This is a genomic window from Aliirhizobium wenxiniae, from assembly GCF_019511445.1.
Classification (GTDB): Bacteria; Pseudomonadota; Alphaproteobacteria; order Rhizobiales; family Rhizobiaceae; genus Neorhizobium; species Neorhizobium wenxiniae_A.
Genome location: NZ_JAEUAN010000001.1, coordinates 292748 through 313211 on the forward strand (window position 1 = coordinate 292748; position 20464 = coordinate 313211).

Consider the following 20464-nt stretch of genomic DNA (forward strand, 5'->3'; position numbering starts at 1 on the left):
AACGCTTATGTCCCGGTTTTGGTCGCATCGGGCGGCAATATTTTTGCGCTTGCGTGTGCGGGAGAGCCACGCTAACAATTCCGCCCATGACGATTTCGATGAACAACAACGGTAACTGGTGGTGGGCACGCTAACGCGGCCTTGACCAGTCATGTCCATCGACAAGACCAGACCAAGCCGCCCGAGAACCGAGGCGGCTTTTTTATTGGTCGCTTTGCGGGACCGGGCGAACCAGATCGAAGAGGCAAGGGCATTACAATGGTGACGATCATTCGCGAGGACGGTTCCGAGACCTACGAGACCAGAGGCGGCATTACCGTCAGCCGGGCCCGCCGTCCGGCGGAATATGCAACGGCAATCTCGTCCTATGTCGACAGGCTGGACGAGCGCCGCGGTGCTGTGTTTTCATCGAATTACGAATATCCCGGCCGTTACACGCGCTGGGATACGGCAATCGTCGACCCGCCGCTCGGGATCACCTGCAATGGCCGCAAGGTGTGGATCGAGGCCTATAACGAGCGTGGCGAAGTGCTGCTCGGCTTCGTTGCAGATAGGCTTGCCGGTGTCGAGGACCTAACGCTTGGCGAGCGGACAAGTCGCCGTCTCGACCTGACGGTCAACCAGCCGTCCCGCGTGTTTACCGAGGAAGAGCGCTCGAAGATGCCGACGGTGTTTACCGTTTTGCGTGCGATCGTCGATCTCTTCTATTCCGAAGCGGATTCTGCGATCGGCCTGTTCGGTGCCTTCGGTTACGATCTTGCCTTCCAGTTCGACGCGATCAAGCTTGCCATGCAGCGACCGGAAGACCAGCGCGACATGGTGTTGTTCCTGCCCGACGAAATCCTCGTCGTCGACCACCATGCGGCCAAAGCCTGGATCGATCGTTACGATTTTGCCAAGGGCGGCGTGACGACCGAGGGCAAGGGGCAGGACATCGCACCCGACCCGTTCCAGCGCACGACGGTGACGCCGCCGAAGGGCGATCACAAACCGGGCGAATATGCCAAGCTGGTCACGCAAGCGAAGGAGAGCTTTCGTCGCGGCGATCTGTTCGAAGTTGTGCCCGGCCAGAAATTCATGGAGCGTTGCGACAGCAAGCCTTCGGAGATTTCCAACCGGCTGAAGGCGATCAACCCGTCGCCCTATTCCTTCTTCATCAATCTCGGCAATCAGGAATATCTGATCGGCGCATCGCCGGAAATGTTCGTGCGCGTGTCGGGCCGCCGGATCGAGACCTGCCCGATCTCGGGCACGATCAAGCGCGGTGAGGATGCGATTTCCGATAGCGAGCAGATCCTCAAGCTGTTGAATTCCAAGAAGGACGAGTCGGAACTGACGATGTGCTCCGACGTCGACCGAAACGACAAGAGCCGCGTTTGCGAGCCGGGTTCGGTGAAGGTGATCGGCCGCCGGCAGATCGAGATGTATTCGCGGCTCATCCACACCGTCGACCATATCGAGGGCCGCCTGCGGCCGGACATGGATGCGTTCGACGGGTTCCTCTCCCACGCCTGGGCGGTGACCGTCACCGGTGCGCCAAAACTGTGGGCTATGCGCTTCATCGAAAGCCACGAGCGCAGCCCGCGCGCATGGTATGGTGGTGCGATCGGCATGGTCGGCTTCAACGGCGACATGAATACGGGCCTGACGCTCAGAACCATTCGCGTCAAGGATGGCATTGCCGAAGTGCGCGCCGGGGCAACGCTTCTGAACGACAGCAATCCGGAAGAGGAAGAAGCAGAAACCGAACTGAAGGCATCGGCCATGATTTCCGCTATTCGTGATGCGCGCGCCGGCAATTCCGGCAAGGTTTCCCGCGATGTTGCCCGGGTGGGCGAGGGGGTGAAGATCCTGCTCGTCGACCACGAGGACAGCTTTGTTCACACGCTCGCCAATTATTTCCGTCAGACGGGGGCGACGGTTTCCACCGTGCGCACGCCGGTGCCGGACGAGGTGTTCGACCGGATCGATCCCGATCTCGTCGTTTTGTCTCCCGGACCGGGAAATCCGAAGGATTTTGATTGCAAGGCGACGATCAAGGCGGCGCGGGCGAGAGACCTGCCGATCTTCGGCGTGTGCCTCGGGCTACAGGCTCTTGCCGAGGCTTATGGCGGGCAGCTTCGTCATCTGGCGATCCCAATGCACGGCAAGCCGTCGCGTATAAGAGTGCTGGAGCCGGGGATCGTCTTCTCCGGTCTTGCCAAGGAGGTGACGGTCGGTCGCTACCACTCGATCTTTGCCGATCCGGCGACGCTCGACCCGAATTTCATCATCACCGCGGAAAGCGAGGATGGCACGATCATGGGTATCGAACATGCCAAGGAGCCGATTGCGGCCGTGCAGTTCCACCCGGAATCGATCATGACGCTGGGCGGCGATGCCGGGATGCGGATGATCGAGAATGTCGTGGCGCATCTGGCGCGCAAACGTGAGACGAAGGCTGCGTAATATGACTGATGAAATCCGTATCGAGCCGATACGGGAAGATCATGTCGAGGGGTTTCGCGAGGCCCTCGACATCGTGGCGCGTGAGCGGAAATACCTGATCTTTCTCGAAGCGCCGCCGATCGAGGCATCGCTGGCCTACGTTCGCGATAACATCGCCGGCGGTCATCCGCATATGGTGGCTGTCGCGGACGGCAAGGTCGTCGGATGGTGCGATATAAGGCGCGGGAGCCGGAATGCCGAGGCGCATTGCGGTTCGCTCGGCATGGGCATCATTCCCGGCTATCGCGACCGTGGACTGGGCAGGCGGCTGATTACCGCCGTGCTCGATGCCGCGAGGGCGGCCGGCATGCACCGAGTGGAACTCAATGCGCGTGTCGAAAACAGCCGTGCCATAGCGCTCTACGAAAAAGTCGGTTTTGAGCACGAAGGTATCGCCCGCCATGCGGTGAAGATCGACGGGCGTTATTTCGACAGCGTCAAGATGGGGTTGCTTTTCGACTGATCTACTCCGCCCGCTTCACAACGCGGAAATTCATGTCGCTGCGGATGGCAAAACCGAGCGAGCGGTAGAGGCCGACAGCGCCTTCGTTGTGCTTGTAGGCATGCAGATAGACGGCCTCGTTGCCGGCGTAAATTTCGCCGGCGACGAAGCGCAGCATCAGCTTGCCGAGACCCTTGCCCTGGCAATCCGGGTGGACGCAGAGGCCGCTCAGTTCGGCAAAGCCCGGCTGGCGCATGCGCTGGCCGCCCATGGCGACAAGCCGACCCTCCATGCGTATGCCCCAGAAGTCGCCGAGCAACTGCGCCTTCAGCGTGAAGGGGCCGGGCTTGGTCAGGGTCGCAAGCGCCAGCATATCGGCTGCATCCTCTTCGCCCAGTTTTACGATGCGAGGGTCTGCGATCCTTTCAAACGGCTTGTCGGCGAGCATCTGCACCAGCGTGGCATCGATGATGGTTTCGAAACCGGGAAGGGCGGGGATCGGCCCCGCTTCGACCAACGCCATCGTCTCGCCGGTCAGCGGCAGGGCCGTGATTGCGGCGATGCTTTCCGGCGTATCGTCCTGCATCGCGGCGAAGGGCACGATCGAGGGAGAATAACGTTTGGCGTGTGGGCTGCCTTCGGCGAAAGCCGAATGGACGGTGGCCAGCGCATTCCAGGCCGGGCGATCGAGGATGTGGGTCATTTCGTTTCCTTGTCTTCTGTCATGCGCTCGATCAGCGGGCGGTGTTTGAGGCCGTCTTCGATGGATGCGAGTTGCTCCAGGAAGGAGCCGTCGAGATCGGTACAGAGGTTTCGGACTGCTGCTTCAACACCCGGCCAGACTTCGCGGGTGGAATAATCGACGAGATCCTGTCCTGCCTTGGTCAGCGAAACCTGCTTGCGACGCTGGTCGCCGTCGCTGACAGACAGATCGAGCAAGCCGGCCTCCGCCAACTGGCCGATCGTGCGGGTGGCGCCGGGTTGCGATATGCCGATGACGTCGGCGAGTTCCCCGACCGTCAGCGGGCCGTTACGGTCGATCGCCGCGAGAAAGGGATAATGCGCTGCGGGCAGATCGATGCCATGCTGCTGCATGATCAGCTGGGTGTTGGCCTGCACCATCTCTCCGAGGCGGCGAAGCCTCGATCCCAGTGTAAGATAGCCGAAGTCTTTGACGATGTCGTGAGGCATGCGTACCTCTCCAGGTGTTTGAATAACGAGTTATATAAACGGTTATATTTCTCTTACAAGAGGATCTGAACCGGAAAGCGCTTTGACAAAACCGGTGCTCTGCGGCATATGCTGGACTATCCGAAACCGCTGCTGCGAGACCGCTCGCCGTGGCGGTTTCGTCGTTTCGGGGCATGGCTTCTGCAAGTCATTCTCACCAGCAAAAAGGGCGCTTCAAACATGGCGCAGCGAATGAAGGACTAACCGGTGAATACGGCGCTTAACAAAGATCGGGCCATTGTCGAAAGGCTCGCATTCTGGGGAATTCCCATCTCGATCGGGGTTATGGGGCTGAAGATGCTGGCCTGGTGGGTGACCGGCTCGGTGGCACTGCTTTCCGACGGCATGGAATCGCTGGTCAACGTCACTGCCGCCTTCATCGCCTATTTCGTCATTCGATATGCGCAGCGGCCCGCCGATCACGATCACCAGTTCGGTCATCACAAGGCGGAATATATTTCCGCCGTTGTCGAGGGCGTGCTGATTATCGTTGCAGCCATCCTGATCATTCAGGAGGCCTGGGGGGCGCTGTTTGCTCCGACCGTCATGGAGGCACCGGCGCTCGGTCTTGCGATCAATGTCGCGGCTGGCATCGTCAATGCCATCTGGGCGACGATCCTGATCCGGGTTGGCACCGAACACCGTTCCCCGGCGCTGGCGGCCGATGGTCATCACATCATGTCGGACGTGGTGACGTCGGCGGGTGTGTTCGTCGGTCTGATCCTCGCGGTCGTCACCGGTTACGCGATCCTCGATCCGCTGCTCGCTATTCTCGTTGCGATCAACATTCTCTGGCAGGGATACAAGGTGATCTCGCATTCTCTCGGCGGGTTGATGGACAAGGCACTGGAGCCGGATGAAGAGGCGGCAGTGCGCGATGCGATCACCGCGCATTCGGCCGGTGCGCTTGGTGTTCACGACTTGCGGTCCCGGCGGGCCGGGGCGGCTGCTTTTATCGATTTTCACCTCGTCGTGCCGGCTTCGATGACGGTCGGTGAGGCGCATGATATCTGCGACCGCTTGGAAGATGCGATCAAAGAGGCTATTCCCGGCGCCACACTGGCCATTCATGTGGAGCCCGAAGGTGAGCGCGCCCATGGACAGAAGGTCGAAGTCGAAGGACATACAAGTTTGGAAGGAATGAGCGAATGACGATGACGGATGTCAGCGGGCTGTCGCAGCTCGGAAAACAGGTGGACGCACCGAAAAGCCCGGAAGAGGCTGTGCTGGAGCGGGTGCCGAACAGCAATCAGGGCATGGATTACGTGACGCGCTTCACCGCGCCGGAATTCACCTCGCTCTGCCCGATGACCGGCCAGCCGGATTTCGCTCATATCGTCATCGACTATATTCCCGATGCCTTTCTGGTCGAGTCCAAGTCGCTGAAACTGTTTTTGACCTCGTTCCGTAATCACGGCGCCTTCCACGAGGATTGCTCGGTCTATATCGCCAAGCGGCTCGTGGAGTTGCTGCAGCCGAAATGGCTCAGAATCGGCGCCTACTGGTATCCGCGCGGCGGCATTCCGATCGACGTCTTCTGGCAGACGGGTGCCGTGCCGGAAGGCGTATGGCTGCCGGACCAGGGTGTGCCGACCTATCGCGGACGTGGGTGAGGAACGGTCCGGCGCAGCCGGAGCAATCGATCCAATGAATCGATTGCAGTGACGAAGGCCCCGAGCCAAAGCGAGGGGGCCGGGATACGATGCCGCATTCGCGGAATAAAAAGCGCCGGTGCATGACTGCCCGGCGCTTTTTCTCGTTCGGGGCTTGACCGATCAGACGTCGAAACTGTCGTCGTTGCTGTCGAAATCCGCTCCATCGTCGTCATTCGAATAGTCGGCCTGCTGCCAGCCATCGTTGCTACTGTCACCGTTGCCGTTATCCGAATTGTCCGATGCTTCCCGTATCGCGTCGTCGCCATAATAGTTGTTGACCACGGTTTCCTCGACGGCGGGCTGTTCGGAGGCGCCGAAGGCGCTGGCGCCGGCAAGCGGGTTGCCCAGGCCTGCGCCGGCCATGTGATTGCTGAACAGGCCGGACAGCGAGTTGGCGAGCAGCATGCCGCCGGCGACACCGGCGGCGGTGCCCAGAGCGCCGGTCAGAAAACTGCTGCCGGCTGACGGGCCGCGATAGGCGTTGTTGCTCCATGGGCCTGATGGCTGAGGCGCGGATGCTTGCGCGCCGTAGGGTTGGGGAGGTGCGCGATAACCGTCGTCATATCCGCGTGCGCTTTCAGAACTTTGGCGCGCGCCCCAAGGGCCGGATGCCGGCGCGGACGCCTGCTGAAACGGAGCCTGCTGGCGAGACTGCTGGGAGCCGAAGATCGAGCTCAGGAAACCGCCGCCCTGTTCCGCCTGGCGATGCTCGCCCTGCGCGGCTTCAAGCTCGTGGATGCGGTTTTCCAGTTCGCGAATGCGGTTTGCTGCGGCTTCCAGACCCTTTTCCTGCACGACGACGGCCTGGGCGAGATAATAGGTTGCGTAAGGCTGCTTGCGGGTTTCCTGATCGATCAGGTCTTCCGCGTCTCTATCGCGCGGCGTTGCCGAGGCGGTGCGGACACGTTCGAACAGGTTATCGAGAAGCTGGCGTTCTTCCGGTGACATTGTTGCCTCCCTGGGCATTTGGTCTGCCCAAGCAGTTAAGCGGGGATTGCGGCTTTTCAAATCGCCGCGAGATTAAATCTCGGTAATCTGCCGGGTCTCTATGGTGACGCTATCTTGAATGTAAAACCGATTTTCACCGTAATTTCCATTTGGTTTCTACGTCATTCACCTTAAGGGGCGCCTTAGTCGTGGCTTGCTGCCACTCTCCATTGTTTTGTGGCCGCGAACGCATTATGTCCGATGGTATGAATCCCATGCAGGAGACACTGACTGTGCTGAACGACGAAGACGACAACGACGACAAGACCAAGGAATTGCCGCTCGGCAAGGAAACAGAGGCGAACCTTTTCAAGTCGCGCTCGATCTTCATCTACGGTCCGATTACCCAGGAACTGGCGCAGAAGGTCAACACGCAGCTCGTTGCGCTCTCCGCAGCCAGCGACGAAGATATTCGCATCTATGTGAATTCCCCCGGCGGCCACGTCGAATCGGGCGATTCCATCCATGACATGATCAAGTTCATCAAGCCGAAGGTCTGGGTGATCGGAACCGGTTGGGTGGCTTCCGCAGGCGCGCTGATCTATGCAGCCGCTGCAAAGGAACGCCGCCTCTCGCTGCCGAACACGCGCTTCCTCATCCATCAACCGTCCGGCGGCACGCGCGGCATGGCATCCGATATCGAGATCCAGGCACGTGAAATCGTTAAGATGAACGAGCGCCTGATCAAGATTTTCGCCAAGGCTACCGGCCAGACCGAAGAGAAGATCGCCAAGGATATCGACCGCGACTACTGGCTCTCCGCCGAGGAAGCCATTGCTTATGGTCTGGTCTCGAAGATCGTGACCTCGCAGAGCGAAATCTGAGCGTAAAACGCCAGAACGATGAATTCGAAAGCCCCGCCGGTGAATATCCGGCGGGGCTTTTTCAGTTTATGGTTCAGGCTTTGACCCGTTCTGTAGCGTTCTGCGCCGGGTCTCAAAGACTCTTCATATTGCTTGCCTGAGCGGCATACCTTCGTTGCCGATCCGGGCCTGCCAGTTCTCGACGAACGTCACGAATTCTGCGGCGGCAAGCGGCTTGGAGAAGGCGTAGCCTTGAAGCGCATGGCATCCGAGGTTGCGCAGGATTTCGATATGCTCGACCGTTTCGACACCTTCAGCGACGATCTCGATATCCTGCGATCGTCCGATTTCGATGATCGAGGCGACCAGCCGGCGCTGGGATGCCGAGGCTTCTATGGGCGAAATCAGCTTGCGGTCGATCTTCAGGCGTTTCGGCCCGAGTTCGATCAGGCTGACGATAGAGGCATGGCCGGTGCCGAAATCATCGATCTCGATGTCGATACCGAGTGATTTCAACCGAGTGATCGCTGCGCGCAGATCCTCGTCGTGGTCGTCGAAGGAGATAGATTCCAACAGCTCGAAGGAGAGGCTGCCGGGGGTAAACTGCAGGCCTGCGAGGCGATCGAACATGCGTTCGTCCCTCAGCCGTTGTGCAGATATGTTGACCGAAAGATGCGGGACGTTCAGCCCGAGCGCCTTCCAGCGAACAGACTGGAACAGCGCCTTTTCCAGAATGATCGCGTCCAGATCCGCCGCCCGGTTCAGGCTCTCGGCGATATCGAGGAAGCGATCGGGCGCAAGCGTTCCGCGATCGGGATGCTGCCAGCGGGCCAGCGCCTCTACGCCGACGATCTGCAAAGTTCTGGCATCGAACTGGGGCTGGAAATAGGGGACGATCTGATCGCGTTCCAGCGCGGTCAGGAACTCGTCCGACATGGTCTTGCGCAGCACCGCCGCCATGCGAAGCTCATCGGAGAATTTTTCGAAGCGGTTACGTCCACGCTTCTTTGCCTCGTAAAGCGCGATATCCGCGTTGACGAGAAGCTCGCGCGGCTTTTCCATCGCTGCCGTCTGGCAGGAAATCCCGGCGCTGCAACCGATACGGCATTTGTGGCCGCCGATTTCGATCGGCCTCGCCAGCGACCTGACGATTGCCTGCGCAAGCTCGCGGGAGCGACGCTCGACAGATGGGCCGCTTGTGGCGATGACGAACTCGTCGCCGCCGACGCGCGAGGCAAATTCGTCCGGGGTAATGAGATCGAGAAGCCGTGTCGTAGTCTGCCTCAGGACCTCATCGCCGGCTGCGTGGCCGAACGTGTCGTTGACTTCCTTGAAGCGGTCGAGATCCACATGGATGAAGGCCATTCTGTGGAGCGGATCGGCCTTGCCGCTGCCGGCCTCCATGAACTGGTCGAGGAAGCGACGGTTGGGCAGTCCGGTCAGCGCATCGTGAAGCGACTGGTGTTCCAGCGTCCGGCGAGTTGCCCTGAGCTGGACATTCTGCTCTTCCGCTTGCGACTGGGCCTCGCGCAACTCGGCCTGCAAAAGCAGGTCCTTGGTCACGTCCCAATTGGCGCCGACGATCCGCATCTCGCGACCGGCCGGACGATAAACCCTGCCATTCGCCCGGATGTATCTGATCTCGCCGGTGGGAGAGACGATACGAAACTGGGTGATATAGGGTACTTCCTCCGTCATCGTCTGGAGCAGTGCCTTCTTGGTCGGTTCAAGATCCTCCGGATGGATGGTCTTTTCCCAGTCCTCGTAGAAAAATACGTCGCGGTCCGGCGAGCCATCATACAGCTCGCGCATGCGGCGATCCCAGATGAGTTTGCCGGAATCCGGATGATATTCCCATACGCCGATGCCGGAAGATTCCAGCGCAAGCCCAAGCCGATGCGATACTTCTTCCAGCTCTTCTTCGCGCTGTTGAAGCGTGACGAGATTGCGGTACCGCTGTCTCATCAGCAGGCCAGCCCATATCAGCGGCGCAATCACGCCGATGGCGATCAGGCTTGCGTAGATCCGGAACGTCGCCGCCGATGGACGTGTTTGGATCCAGCCGCCCTTAGGAAGAGCGGACAGATACCATGTGTCATATCCCAGCTCGACGCGGGTACGGACCGAGGTTTCTGAAAATACAGCTGGATTGCCGACGAAGACATCTTTTTCGGACGGCTGCGGCCGACGAGCGATGGCGATGTCGAGAGTTTGCTGGGCGGAGTCGAGATTGCTGTCGCGATAAAGGCGTTCGGCATCGATGACGGCCGAGACGACACCCCAGAAATGCCCGTTGCCGAGCACGAATACCGGGTAGCGCGCTAGCAGGCCATGGCCGCCCTGTACGAGCTTTACCGGGCCGGCCACCATGGTCTTTCGTCGCTTGATGGCCTCGAATACCGAGCCGGACTGTTTCGGGTTGGCGCTGTAGTCCTGCCCAATCAACTGTTTGTTTTCGCTGAATGGATAGACGAGTTGAACGACCAAATTCGGAGCGGCAGCGACATTTCGCAACTGTGATGGCACGCTGAAAATACGCTCGGACAATGCGCTGAATTGCGCTTGCGTCATGTTGGGATTGGCTGCGATCGCTGCGACCAGTCCTTGGACGAGGTTGACGTTGCCATGGATCTTGGTTTCCAGGCGGGACGCAACCTGGGCAAGGCGTTCGGACGCGACGAGCCTTTGCTCAGCCAGGAAACGCTCATGCTCTTCGCGGTCAGCCCGGATGATGCCGATAACAACGGCAACAATGACGACGATGGCGGGAATAAAATAACTGACGCCGAAAGCCTTTTGGCTTAGTCGCTCTGGTTTTCCCGAATGATTAAAAATAGCCATCGAATATTCCGGTCAAATGATGGCGTAATTTCACAGGATAAAATTTAATATTATGCTTTTACTGCGGATGTTTGGATCCGAATATGGTCACTTTACTGTAAATGTCGGGCGGGTTTGATGCTGAACCACATCCTCGCCGTGTTCTTTCTTTGTCTCTGCGCGCTACAGTTTGTGGACTGGACCCATCAAATCCGAGGGCGCATACTTTGCCACCCGGAGGTTCGGCGATGCAGGATGAGGGATACAATCAGTTTTGCCCGATCGCCAAGGCCTGCGAACTGATCGAGCCGCGCTGGACGCTGCTTCTGCTTTCCGAAATGTGGTCAGGCTCGACGCATTTCAATGAAATCCGCCGGGGTGTGCCCGGAATGTCGCCGACGCTTATGTCCAAGCGGTTGAAACAGATGGAGGTGAACGGCCTTGTGACCCGTTCGGCCAATCAACGCACCGGCGAGATCACCTATCTTACGACCAGGATTGCCGACGAACTTGGTCCTATCGTCCGCGAGCTCGGCCGCTGGGCGCATCGCAATATCGATGCCGATGTGACGCTTGAAAATCTCGATGCGCGGCTTTTGATGTGGAATATGCGCCGCAGGATCGATTCAGAGGCGCTGCCCAAGCGCAGGCGTAGCGTCATCGAGTTCAATTACCCCGAGTTGCCGCGTGATGAGCGTCATTACTGGCTGGTGAACAAGCCCGGCCAGCCGGTGGATTTGTGCCTGATCGATCCCGGTTATGATGTCGATCTTTATGTGACGGCCGAATTGAAGGCGATGACAGCGGCATGGATGGGGCTTGCCGTTCTCAAGGCCGAGATCGAAGGGGGCCGAATTTCATTGATCGGTGACGCAGATATCGCCTCGCGGATCGATGACTGGATGGTGCGCAGCTCGTTTGCCGCCTGTTGAGCCGATCCATTTTCTGTATCGGGTTCGGTTCATTTTCTACACTGGAGAGACCGGCATGGGTTGAAGCATCCTCCGAGCACTGCCCGCTTGATCGGGTTGTTCCAGTAGGGAGGATAAGACAATGCAGACAGCAAATCTCAATCTAGCGCAGCCGGCGGCGCCGGCAGGCGTGGATTTGGCCGCGGTTAAATCGCGCCAGCAAGGGGCCTGGGCTTCCGGCAATTATGCCGTTGTGGGCACGACGTTGCAGATCGTCGGCGAAAAGCTTTGCGAGGCGCTCGATCTCCGGGCCGGTGAAACGGTACTGGATGTCGCCGCCGGCAATGGCAATGCAACACTTGCCGCTGCAAGGCGCTGGTGCACGGTGACCTCGACCGATTATGTGCCAACCTTGCTGGAGCAGGGCAGGCGGCGAGCCGAGGCGGAGGGGCTGAGCGTCAATTTTCAGACAGCTGATGCGGAGGCGCTGCCGTTTGCCGACAACCATTTCGACGTGGTTCTGTCCACGTTCGGCGTGATGTTCACACCGGATCAGGAAAAGGCGGCCGCCGAGTTGCTGCGGGTGTGCCGGTCCGGAGGGCGGATAGGTCTGGCCAACTGGACGCCCGACAGCTTCGTTGGCCAGGTCTTCAAGATAATCGGGCGGCATGTGACGCCACCAGCAGGTGTCAGACCGCCGTCGCTCTGGGGGACGTCCGAGCGGTTGAATGAACTCTTCGGCCACGCCGCCGGCGTTTCTGCCACCAAGCAGGAGTTCGTTTTCCGCTACCGTTCTCCCGGCCACTGGGTGGACGTGTTCCGCACCTGGTACGGCCCCGTTCACAAGGCTTTCGCCGCATTGCCGACGGAAAAGCAGGCTGGTCTGGAAAAGGATCTGCTTGATCTCATCGAGAGCTTCAACCGGGCGGAGGACGGCACAGTGGTGGTGCCGAGCGACTATCTCGAGGTCATCATCGCGAAGCGCTGATGACTGGCGGGCCGACGCCTGCGAGCGAGGAGCAGGCGTTTAAAGCGCCGTGTGCCGATTGCGGCGCACGGCGTAGGCTTTATGTGCCAAAAGCGGACGGGTGTTTCATTTCGATACAGAAGGTCAGCCTGTTTAGGCCGCGCTTAACTCTGGAGATCGGTTATTCGGGAAAATGACGCGTTCTTGAAAATCTGAGCGGATCAGACTGTTAGGCTGTGGGTGGGAGAATTTTGGAGGAGAGCCACTCAAACAGGAGCAGTTTCAATGACGAACTCCATTTCGAATGCGCTTGGTGTAGCACTTTATTACAGCGGAGGCCCGACGGCCTGGCATTCCGCGACCAATTCCGGTCCTATCCTGAACGGGACCGCGGGCAATGACGCCATGTATGGCGACAGTTCCGTCAATGTCACGATGACAGGCGGAGCCGGCGACGACATCTATTATCTCTATTCCAGCATCAATCGCGCCGAAGAAAAGCCCGGCGAAGGGATCGATACGATCGATACCTGGATGAGCTATACGCTTCCGGAAAATTTTGAGAACCTGAGGGTAACCGGCGATAACCGCTATGCCTTCGGCAACTCGGCCGACAATATCATCACCGGGAGTTCCAGCCGACAGACGATCGATGGCGGAGCCGGAAACGATGTGCTGATCGGCGGCGGTGGCGCCGACACATTCATCATTTCCAAGGGGAACGGGACCGATCTTATCGTCGACTTCAGCAATGACGATACGATCCGGCTTGATGGTTACGGCGTAACGTCTTTTGACCAGTTGATCAGCCAGTCCTCGCAGCAAGGAAATGATCTCTGGCTCAATCTGGAAAATGGCGAAAGCGTCGTGCTGGCCAATACGACGGCGGATGATCTCGGTGCCGATCAATTCGAACTCAATCTCGATCGATCGAACCTGACGCTTAGTTTCAATGACGACTTCAACTCACTGTCCCTGTTCGACGGACAGGATGGCGTGTGGGAAGCGAAATACTGGTGGGCGCCGGAGAAGGGCGCTTCGCTGCATACCAATGGCGAACAGCAATGGTACGTCAATCCGGAATACGGGCCGACCGCCTCCGCCAACCCTTTTTCGGTGACGGACGGCGTGCTGACGATCCGTGCCGAGCAGACGCCGGATGCGCTTTCCGGTGAGGTCGAGGGGTACGATTATACGTCCGGCATGCTGACGACCCATGCGTCGTTTGCGCAGACCTACGGTTATTTCGAAATCCGCGCCGACATGCCGGACGAACAGGGGGCTTGGCCCGCCTTCTGGCTGCTGCCGGAGGACGGCTCGTGGCCGCCGGAACTCGATGTGATCGAGATGCGCGGTCAGGACCCGAATACATTGATCCTGTCGGCGCATTCGAACGAATCCGGCAAGCAGAGCTCGGTGATCAACAATGTGGCGGTGGCCGATACCGAGGGTTTTCACACCTACGGTCTGCTCTGGGACGAAGATCATATCACCTGGTATTTCGATGACGTAGCCGTGGCGCAAACGGATACGCCATCCGACATGCACGATCCTATGTATATGATCGTCAATCTTGCGATCGGCGGAATGGCAGGCTCGCCATCTGATGGGCTGCCTGATGGTTCCGAAATGAATATCGACTATATCCGGGCCTATTCTCTCGATGACCTTGAGGCCTCTAATGCGGCTTCTGCTTCGCAGCAGAGCGAGTGGCTTCTCTAATATCTACATGAGAGGATCATGCCGTCAGGCGGCGGCATGATCGAAGCTTGGCTGATCCGAACGCTTTCAGCGTAAGCAGACTTGCAAGCGAGCGGGGATTTTGATCTTGAAGAATAACCTCTTCACCCCTTCGGAATCTCGTCGCGCATGCTCAAGGACTTCTCTCCCTCGGCCCTGACGATGGGCCTTTTGACCGCCTTTGTCGGTTTTGTCAGTTCCTTTGCGGTCATCATGCAGGGATTGCAGGCGATGGGTGCGTCGTCGTCGGAGATTGCCTCGGCGTTGCTGGCCGTCTGTATCGCACAAAGCGTGCTCACGGTGTTCTTTTCGCTTCGCCATCGCATGCCCATCATGATGGCGTGGACGACGCCGGGCGGGGCGCTGTTGGCTGCGACCGGTGCGATCGAAGGCGGCTTTCCCGCAGCCGTCGGAGCTTTCGTGCTCTGCGGCCTAATGATTGCGCTATCGGGGCTTTTTCGGCCGCTCGGGCAGATGATCCGCAAGATCCCGGCGCCGATTGCCAATGCGATGCTTGCGGGCATTCTCCTGAGCCTTTGCCTCGCGCCGGTGAAGGCTGTTGCATTCAATGTCGCGCTCGGGCTTCCGATCGTGCTGACATGGATGGTCGTGGTGTCCCGTTGGCGGCTATGGGCGGTTCCTGCCGCACTTGGCGCCTTCGTTCTGGTGCTGATCTTCGGCGTCGATCTGCCGGATGACGTGTTCGGTCAGATCGGGGCTGCTATCCATCCAGAACTCATCTGGGTTTCGCCGCTCTTCACCTGGCATGGGTTCGTGTCGGTGGGCCTGCCGCTTTTCATCGTCACCATGGCGTCACAGAACATTCCCGGTATAGCGATCCTCAAGGCGCATCACTATGAGCCGCCGCCGGGACCGCTGTTTGCTTCGACGGGCATATTTTCGACCATCATCGCCTTCTTCGGCAGTGTGCCGGTCAATCTGGCGGCCATCACCGCGGCGATGTGCGCCAGCGAGGATGCGCATCCAGACCCGAAGCGGCGTTACTGGGCGGCCGTGGTGGGCGGGGCTGCCTATACGGTGCTCGGTTTGATTGCCGGGGGAATCATCGCCTTCGTCTCGATGGCGCCACCGATTCTGCTTCAGGCCGTTGCCGGCCTCGGCCTGATCGGGGCATTCTCGAATGCGGCTTTTGCCGCATGGCGCGAGCCGGAGACGCGCGAGGCTGCCGCGATCACCTTTCTCGTCACCGCTTCGGGGGCGACTTTTGCCGGGATTTCCGGGGCTTTCTGGGGGCTTGTTGCGGGTGCTTCAATGATGGCCTTGGCAAAGTTGATGAAGCGGAATAACGTGATTTAGTGTCATTTTTTCAGGGCATCCGGAATGAGTTGCGAATTCGATCCGGAAAAGAGCGCTTCCAATAAGAAAAAGCACGGCATCGACTTCATCGAAGCGCAGGCGCTATGGCTGGATGATCACGCGCTTACCGTGCCTGCCAAGTCGCTTGAAGGTGAGCGGCGGTTCGCTCGAATTGGAAAAATCGGGGACAAAGTTTGGGCAATGTTCTACACTGTCAGGCGTGGTTCCATTCGAATTATTTCAGTGCGGAGAGCAAGACTAGTCGAGGTTCGATACTATGAAGACAATCACAGCCGAGGAACTCGATAGGAAATTCGACGATGGCGAAGACATCGACGACCACCTCGATTGGTCGCAGGCGCGGCGCGGATTGGAGCATTTCGAGCCTGTCGAAGTCGCCTTGCCGCTCGGTGTCGTCAATGGTCTGGACCGCGTGGCCGAGAAACTCGATGTGAAACGCGAGATCTTGATACAGCGCTGGCTTGAACAAAAGCTGCAAGAATATGCCGGCGACGGTTTTGAGGGTGACCGCGACGTCGCGGAGTAATCGGTGAGTTCAAGCAGGGAGTACCGGAAGCGCGAAAGCCGTTCTTGCCGGATGCCTGATGTATCGCTATACATCACCCCATGACCATGACAGGCGCGATCATGTTTGACCGTTTTGCCGCCCGCAGCACCGCTGCCGGGGCGACGGTTTTCGCGCCTCTCTCGCTTCTTAGCCTCGACCTTACACTCGGTTGCCGGGTCCGTTGAGGAGCGCCCGGCGGCCGAAAAGCCAGCCGGCGTAAGTGCTCCTCGCATCAAATCCCAGACATGAAACCGGACCATAAGAGGTCCAATATCCGCAGTCGGATTGCCGTTGATGGCATCGAGCAAAATGCTCCTGCGGATGCGAGTGAAGGACGAAGACATGGACAACAAGATTTCCGAATCGGCAAAGGGTATGCACTCCGCGGGCGTAAAGTATCGCGCCTATCCCACCATCAACATTCCCGATCGTACCTGGCCGTCGAAGGTGATCGAGAAGGCGCCGATCTGGTGTTCGGTCGATCTGCGCGACGGCAACCAGTCGCTGGTCAACCCGATGGGCCACGACCGCAAGGCGCGCATGTTCAAGCTGCTCCTGGACATGGGGTTCAAGGAAATCGAGATCGGTTTCCCGTCTGCATCCCAGACCGATTTCGACTTTGCGCGCTGGTGCGTGGAAGAGGGCGGCGTGCCGGAAGACGTGTCGCTGCAGGTTCTGGTGCAGTGCCGCCCGGAACTGATTACGCGCACGTTCGAATCGCTGGAAGGCGCGCACAAGCCGATCATTCACTTCTACAACTCGACCTCGGAGCTGCAGCGCCGCGTGGTGTTCGGCAAGGATGTGCATGGCATCAAGCAGATCGCTGTCGATGCAGCCAAGATGATCACCGACATGGCGGCGAAGGCCGGTGGCGGTTACCGGTTCGAATATTCGCCGGAGAGCTTTACCGGCACCGAGCTGGATGTGGCTCTGGAGATCTGCAACGCGGTGATCGAGGTGGTGAAGCCGACGGCTGACAACAAGCTGATCCTCAACCTGCCTTCCACCGTTGAGATGGCAACGCCGAATATCTATGCCGACCAGATCGAGTGGATGTGCCGCAATATCGACAACCGCGAGAATGTCATCATCTCGGTTCATCCGCATAATGACCGCGGCACCGGCATTGCGGCCACTGAACTGGCGTTGATGGCGGGGGCGGACCGCGTCGAAGGTACGCTGTTCGGCAATGGCGAGCGCACCGGCAATGTCGACGTCGTAACCTTGGCGCTGAACATGTTCACGCAGGGCATCGATCCGGAACTGGATTGCTCCGACATCGAGCGGATCAAGGACGTCTACGAATATTCCAACGAGATGGTCATTCCCGAGCGCCATCCTTACGTCGGCGAACTGGTCTATACCGCGTTTTCCGGCTCGCATCAGGATGCGATCAACAAGGGGATGAAGGCGATCAAGGTCGCCAACCATCCTGTATGGGAAGTACCCTATCTGCCGATCGACCCGCAGGATGTCGGCCGTTCCTACGAGGCGATCATCCGCATCAATTCGCAGTCGGGCAAGGGCGGCATCGCTTACATCCTGCAGCAGGATTACGGCCTGAACCTGCCGCGCAATCTGCAGGTGGAGTTCCGCGAGGACATCCAGCGGATCACCGACGAGGAGGGCAAGGAGCTGTCTTCCAAGCGCATCCACGAGCGCTTCATGGAACGTTATGTGGAGCAACCCGGCGCGCGGCTGAAATTCGTCGATCACCACACCTATCCGTCCGAGCCTCACCACAAGGGCGTGCGGGTCGTTGCGGCAGAGATCATCGACAATGGCGAGACGAAGCGCATCGAAGGCAAGGGTACCGGTCCGATCGACGGTTTCATCAATGCGCTGTCGATCTATCTCGGCATCGATCTGTCGGTGAATGATTATTCCGAGCACTCGCTGCAGCACGGATCGAACGCGTCGGCCATCGCCTATGTCGAGATGCAGCATCCGGGCGGAAAACTGTTCGGCGCCGGTATCAACACCAATATCGTCACGGCTTCGCTCGATGCGATCGTTTCGGCGGCGAACCGGGTGCTGGAGGAGAGGGCGCGCTAAGCGCCTCTCGTTTCTCATAGATCAAGAGGCCGCTGTGGTTTCCCGCAGCGGCCTTTTTGTTGAGCTTGAATTATCGTCAGATCAGGCCGGCGGCCTTGGCGGCGATATCGTCGAGATCGGCAGCCGAAGAGGGAGCGACGATCACATAGGTCGCAAGCGGGGTGCTCCACGAGACGAGGCTGGTGTCGAGGCGGATGTCCTCGATCGGCTTGGTGGTCTCGGGTCTTGCCCTTGAAAATGTCAGAGCCAGAATGTCGCCTTCATTGTCGCCGGTGGTGCGGCGATAGAAAAGTACGCCGGTCGGCGTATTTTCGGCGGTGACCAGGCGTGCGCCGACAAAAGCGAGTCCGCTATCTCTCAGATCCGGAATACGGAAACCCACACCGGTGCCGGTGGTCAGCCATTCAAGAATATCGGCAGGGCTATCTGCGCCTATTTCCACCAGCCGGTTCTGCTGGCGGCTGTAGAGGCGATAATGAGACACGATGTCATCCAGCCAGTCGCGCTGCTGAAAACCCTGGCTGGTCAATGTTTCCGTCACATGCGTGCCTGTGGGGCGTGCGCCGACCATGTATCCCAGACCGCAGCCAAGCAGAAGTGCGAGCGCACAGGCCGAAACAGCCTGCAGGCCTGAAGGGCGAAAGACCCGGCTTCGGCGCGCCGAGCCGGGAAGGCGGAGTGCCTTGCGGGGCAGGGCCGCATTCTTGATGCTGCGAACGAGATCAAGCGGGACAGGCTCTTTCAGCATATCCTCGAGAAGGAGCCTGCCGGTCTGGCTGCCGCGTTTCAAATCGTCATGCAGAGCCCGCGCATGCGGATCGTTGACGAGCAGAGATTCGACGTCCTGACGTTCGGTATCGGATACCTGGCCATCGACGAACGCCGAAAGACGCCGTTCAAGCGCGGATGGTTCTGAACTCGCCATGATCATGCTCGCCTTTCCGCCAAGCCGGGCGGTTGGGAGGCAAGCGCAAGGCGTGCGGCGCAGAGACGGGACGAGAGCAGTTCCGGTGTGATGCCGAGGATAGATGCCGCTTCGGAATAATCAAAACCTTCGACATCGACGAGAAGAAGCGCGCTTGCCAGTCCTTCGTGAATGCCGAGAAATGCCTTGGAGGCGCTGCTTCCGTCGTCCGTTGCCTGGGCGCTCTGCCGGGGATGCGGCTCCTGCCGGTTGCGCTTGCGGGTTTCTTCGTTCCATCCGATACGGATCTGGTTGAAGACCCAGCTTTCCAGGCGGCATTCACCCTTCCAGTGATGGCTTTTGAGAATGACGCGGGCACAGACGTCCCGCACCAGAGTGTCCGTCGCGTTCGTATCCCCGGTCAGCGTCTGGGCGAACCGGCGCAGGCGCGGCAGCAAGGCCACAAGGTCGCGGCGGATATCGGTAGAAGCTGCTGACGGATTCATCAGAGGAATATGGCCTTTTGCTCTCGGTCGCATGAATGCTTGAAAGCACTAACTATGAATCGAATGTGACGATTCTGCAACAAGCATCTCCTAACCTTGCAAAACTCTTGCAGCTTCCTCCACCGAGAACGATGGCTGCGCTTCACCATAAAAGAGTTTCGTCTCGTCGAGATGGATGCTGTCTCCGCTTTCCGTCAGGGCGTGACGTTCGCAGGTAAGGTTCCAGGCGCCCGGTTTTCCGGACAGGTTGAAGAGATTGTAGGCGGCGCGGGGTTTGTGACCGCCGGGACCTTGGGACGCCGAGGCAATGCCGACGACAGGCACGGGCTGACCGTGCGTCTTCAGCCAGTAGACAGTGTTGAGATGGGTATGGCCATGCAAAATGAGCTCGGCGCCACCGGTTGAAATCGCTGCAGCGAAGCGTCGGATGCCGATCATGCGCTTGTGCGAGGAGGCGGCCCCTTGAATCGGCGGATGATGGATTAGGACGATGCGGAAGAGGCCCTCTTCGCCAGCCTTCTTCAAAAGGTTGACCGTCTCTCTGGCCTGCCGCGGGCTGAAAAAGCCGGAAGCGGAGAATGGCGGCGTGGCATTGGAGGTGGAGCAGCCGATAATCGCGAGCGGCCCGCGCTGGCGGTATGTCGGGAAAATATGGTCGTCCTTCGGCCACTCGCCCGGGTCGTCATCGCTTTTGATGAACGGATACCAGGCTGCTACCGATTTATCATGGGCACCCGGCACGTAGGCGTCGTGGTTTCCGGGGACCACGGTCGTATCGTGCGGATCTCCGATCGTATCCAGCCATTCCCTCGCCAGTCTTGTCTCGATCTTCGTCGCCAGATTGACAAGATCGCCGGTGATGAAGAGCTGGTCCGGATGGTGCGTCTTGAGATCGCTCAACAAAAGATCGAGTGTGTTGACGAACAGATGCTTGCGCCGGTTTCGATGCCAGTTGATGAAGCCGGTGATACGCTTGGACATGAGTTCCCGAATCGACAGTTTCGGAAGCGGTCCCAGATGGATGTCGGAAATATGGGCGAATTTGAACATGGCCCAGACATAACGCACGAAA

The 20464-nt window shown here is 59.0% G+C and carries 19 protein-coding genes; 12 read left to right on the forward strand and 7 right to left on the reverse strand.

What is annotated here, in order from left to right:
• Positions 1-258: 258 nt before the first annotated feature.
• On the forward strand, positions 259-2448 hold the full coding sequence (locus JNB91_RS01520) for an anthranilate synthase (protein ID WP_220323745.1): 2190 nt from the start codon (positions 259-261) through the stop codon (positions 2446-2448).
• 1 nt (position 2449) lies between these two features.
• The gene (locus JNB91_RS01525) at positions 2450-2950 is read left to right on the forward strand and encodes a GNAT family N-acetyltransferase (RefSeq protein ID WP_220323746.1); all 501 of its coding nucleotides are present in this window, start codon (positions 2450-2452) and stop codon (positions 2948-2950) included.
• 1 nt (position 2951) lies between these two features.
• Here the strand turns inward: JNB91_RS01525 and JNB91_RS01530 are convergent, their stop codons facing one another.
• Positions 2952-3632 carry a GNAT family N-acetyltransferase gene (locus tag JNB91_RS01530; protein WP_220323747.1) on the reverse strand — a complete coding sequence of 227 codons (681 nt, stop codon included), beginning with the start codon at positions 3630-3632 and terminating at the stop codon, positions 2952-2954.
• Complete coding sequence (locus JNB91_RS01535) at positions 3629-4120, reverse strand: MarR family winged helix-turn-helix transcriptional regulator (protein WP_220323748.1); 492 nt, start codon at positions 4118-4120, stop codon at positions 3629-3631. The genes JNB91_RS01530 and JNB91_RS01535 overlap by 4 nt, the downstream gene beginning before the upstream one ends.
• Before the next feature lie 246 nt (positions 4121-4366).
• Between JNB91_RS01535 and JNB91_RS01540 the strand changes: the two genes are divergently transcribed.
• Together JNB91_RS01540 and queF are read left to right on the forward strand one after the other, a co-directional pair.
• Entirely contained in the window at positions 4367-5311 is a 945-nt protein-coding gene (locus JNB91_RS01540; RefSeq protein WP_346269241.1) for a cation diffusion facilitator family transporter, read from the forward strand.
• Positions 5308-5772 carry a preQ(1) synthase gene (queF, locus tag JNB91_RS01545; protein WP_220323749.1) on the forward strand — a complete coding sequence of 155 codons (465 nt, stop codon included), beginning with the start codon at positions 5308-5310 and terminating at the stop codon, positions 5770-5772. The genes JNB91_RS01540 and queF overlap by 4 nt, the downstream gene beginning before the upstream one ends.
• Positions 5773-5934: 162 nt before the next feature.
• On the opposite strand, the gene JNB91_RS01550 is transcribed toward queF, so the two are convergent.
• A complete protein-coding gene (locus JNB91_RS01550) occupies positions 5935-6762 on the reverse strand; it encodes a DUF2076 domain-containing protein (RefSeq protein ID WP_220323750.1) in 828 nt (275 codons plus the stop codon).
• 254 nt (positions 6763-7016) lie between these two features.
• On the opposite strand from JNB91_RS01550, the gene JNB91_RS01555 reads away from it, so the two are divergent.
• Positions 7017-7625, forward strand: a complete 609-nt coding sequence (locus tag JNB91_RS01555; RefSeq protein WP_220323751.1) for an ATP-dependent Clp protease proteolytic subunit — start codon at positions 7017-7019, stop codon at positions 7623-7625.
• A gap of 123 nt (positions 7626-7748) precedes the next feature.
• Here JNB91_RS01555 and JNB91_RS01560 read toward each other — a convergent pair whose 3' ends face one another.
• Positions 7749-10445, reverse strand: a complete 2697-nt coding sequence (locus tag JNB91_RS01560) for a bifunctional diguanylate cyclase/phosphodiesterase (RefSeq protein WP_220323752.1) — start codon at positions 10443-10445, stop codon at positions 7749-7751.
• 227 nt (positions 10446-10672) lie between these two features.
• Here JNB91_RS01560 and JNB91_RS01565 point away from each other — a divergent pair, with 227 nt between their 5' ends.
• The 7 genes from JNB91_RS01565 (at position 10673) to leuA (ending at position 17982) form a co-directional block, all read left to right on the forward strand.
• Positions 10673-11356, forward strand: coding sequence for a winged helix-turn-helix transcriptional regulator (locus JNB91_RS01565; RefSeq protein ID WP_220323753.1), 684 nt, complete (start codon positions 10673-10675; stop codon positions 11354-11356).
• A gap of 121 nt (positions 11357-11477) precedes the next feature.
• On the forward strand, positions 11478-12323 hold the full coding sequence (locus JNB91_RS01570) for a class I SAM-dependent methyltransferase (RefSeq protein ID WP_220323754.1): 846 nt from the start codon (positions 11478-11480) through the stop codon (positions 12321-12323).
• A 264-nt stretch (positions 12324-12587) separates the two neighbouring features.
• A complete protein-coding gene (gene eglC, locus JNB91_RS01575) occupies positions 12588-14024 on the forward strand; it encodes an endo-1,3-1,4-beta-glycanase EglC (protein WP_220323755.1) in 1437 nt (478 codons plus the stop codon).
• Positions 14025-14171: 147 nt separating this feature from the next.
• A complete protein-coding gene (locus tag JNB91_RS01580; protein ID WP_220323756.1) occupies positions 14172-15359 on the forward strand; it encodes a benzoate/H(+) symporter BenE family transporter in 1188 nt (395 codons plus the stop codon).
• Positions 15360-15383: 24 nt separating this feature from the next.
• Positions 15384-15668 carry a BrnT family toxin gene (locus JNB91_RS01585; RefSeq protein WP_220323757.1) on the forward strand — a complete coding sequence of 95 codons (285 nt, stop codon included), beginning with the start codon at positions 15384-15386 and terminating at the stop codon, positions 15666-15668.
• Positions 15637-15906, forward strand: coding sequence for a type II toxin-antitoxin system BrnA family antitoxin (gene brnA / locus JNB91_RS01590; RefSeq protein WP_220323758.1), 270 nt, complete (start codon positions 15637-15639; stop codon positions 15904-15906). The genes JNB91_RS01585 and brnA overlap by 32 nt, the downstream gene beginning before the upstream one ends.
• A gap of 363 nt (positions 15907-16269) precedes the next feature.
• Positions 16270-17982 (forward strand): 2-isopropylmalate synthase, encoded by a 1713-nt coding sequence (gene leuA, locus JNB91_RS01595; protein ID WP_220323900.1) that lies wholly within the window; start codon positions 16270-16272, stop codon positions 17980-17982.
• Between the two features lie 76 nt (positions 17983-18058).
• Here leuA and JNB91_RS01600 read toward each other — a convergent pair whose 3' ends face one another.
• The 3 genes from JNB91_RS01600 to JNB91_RS01610 all read right to left on the reverse strand — a co-directional run bounded on the left by JNB91_RS01600 (position 18059) and on the right by JNB91_RS01610 (position 20442).
• Positions 18059-18907, reverse strand: a complete 849-nt coding sequence (locus tag JNB91_RS01600; protein ID WP_220323759.1) for an anti-sigma factor family protein — start codon at positions 18905-18907, stop codon at positions 18059-18061.
• 2 nt (positions 18908-18909) lie between these two features.
• Positions 18910-19392: a sigma factor-like helix-turn-helix DNA-binding protein gene (locus JNB91_RS01605; protein WP_220323760.1), complete on the reverse strand. Its 483-nt coding sequence runs from the start codon at positions 19390-19392 to the stop codon at positions 18910-18912.
• A 90-nt stretch (positions 19393-19482) separates the two neighbouring features.
• Complete coding sequence (locus JNB91_RS01610) at positions 19483-20442, reverse strand: metallophosphoesterase family protein (RefSeq protein WP_220323901.1); 960 nt, start codon at positions 20440-20442, stop codon at positions 19483-19485.
• Positions 20443-20464: the final 22 nt, after the last annotated feature.

What these genes read in the sequence shown, in the direction of transcription:
- eglC (WP_220323755.1), top strand. Translation starts at nt 12,588, where the DNA reads ATGACGAACTCCATTTCGAATGCGCTTGGTGTAGCACTTTATTACAGC.
- JNB91_RS01580 (WP_220323756.1), top strand. Translation starts at nt 14,172, where the DNA reads ATGCTCAAGGACTTCTCTCCCTCGGCCCTGACGATGGGCCTTTTGACC.
- JNB91_RS01550 (WP_220323750.1), bottom strand. Translation starts at nt 6,762, where the DNA reads ATGTCACCGGAAGAACGCCAGCTTCTCGATAACCTGTTCGAACGTGTC.
- JNB91_RS01555 (WP_220323751.1), top strand. Translation starts at nt 7,017, where the DNA reads ATGCAGGAGACACTGACTGTGCTGAACGACGAAGACGACAACGACGAC.
- JNB91_RS01530 (WP_220323747.1), bottom strand. Translation starts at nt 3,632, where the DNA reads ATGACCCACATCCTCGATCGCCCGGCCTGGAATGCGCTGGCCACCGTC.
- JNB91_RS01535 (WP_220323748.1), bottom strand. Translation starts at nt 4,120, where the DNA reads ATGCCTCACGACATCGTCAAAGACTTCGGCTATCTTACACTGGGATCG.
- JNB91_RS01610 (WP_220323901.1), bottom strand. Translation starts at nt 20,442, where the DNA reads ATGTTCAAATTCGCCCATATTTCCGACATCCATCTGGGACCGCTTCCG.
- JNB91_RS01520 (WP_220323745.1), top strand. Translation starts at nt 259, where the DNA reads ATGGTGACGATCATTCGCGAGGACGGTTCCGAGACCTACGAGACCAGA.
- JNB91_RS01525 (WP_220323746.1), top strand. Translation starts at nt 2,450, where the DNA reads ATGACTGATGAAATCCGTATCGAGCCGATACGGGAAGATCATGTCGAG.
- JNB91_RS01570 (WP_220323754.1), top strand. Translation starts at nt 11,478, where the DNA reads ATGCAGACAGCAAATCTCAATCTAGCGCAGCCGGCGGCGCCGGCAGGC.
- JNB91_RS01600 (WP_220323759.1), bottom strand. Translation starts at nt 18,907, where the DNA reads ATGGCGAGTTCAGAACCATCCGCGCTTGAACGGCGTCTTTCGGCGTTC.
- JNB91_RS01565 (WP_220323753.1), top strand. Translation starts at nt 10,673, where the DNA reads ATGCAGGATGAGGGATACAATCAGTTTTGCCCGATCGCCAAGGCCTGC.
- queF (WP_220323749.1), top strand. Translation starts at nt 5,308, where the DNA reads ATGACGATGACGGATGTCAGCGGGCTGTCGCAGCTCGGAAAACAGGTG.
- leuA (WP_220323900.1), top strand. Translation starts at nt 16,270, where the DNA reads ATGGACAACAAGATTTCCGAATCGGCAAAGGGTATGCACTCCGCGGGC.
- JNB91_RS01585 (WP_220323757.1), top strand. Translation starts at nt 15,384, where the DNA reads ATGAGTTGCGAATTCGATCCGGAAAAGAGCGCTTCCAATAAGAAAAAG.
- JNB91_RS01560 (WP_220323752.1), bottom strand. Translation starts at nt 10,445, where the DNA reads ATGGCTATTTTTAATCATTCGGGAAAACCAGAGCGACTAAGCCAAAAG.
- brnA (WP_220323758.1), top strand. Translation starts at nt 15,637, where the DNA reads ATGAAGACAATCACAGCCGAGGAACTCGATAGGAAATTCGACGATGGC.
- JNB91_RS01605 (WP_220323760.1), bottom strand. Translation starts at nt 19,392, where the DNA reads ATGAATCCGTCAGCAGCTTCTACCGATATCCGCCGCGACCTTGTGGCC.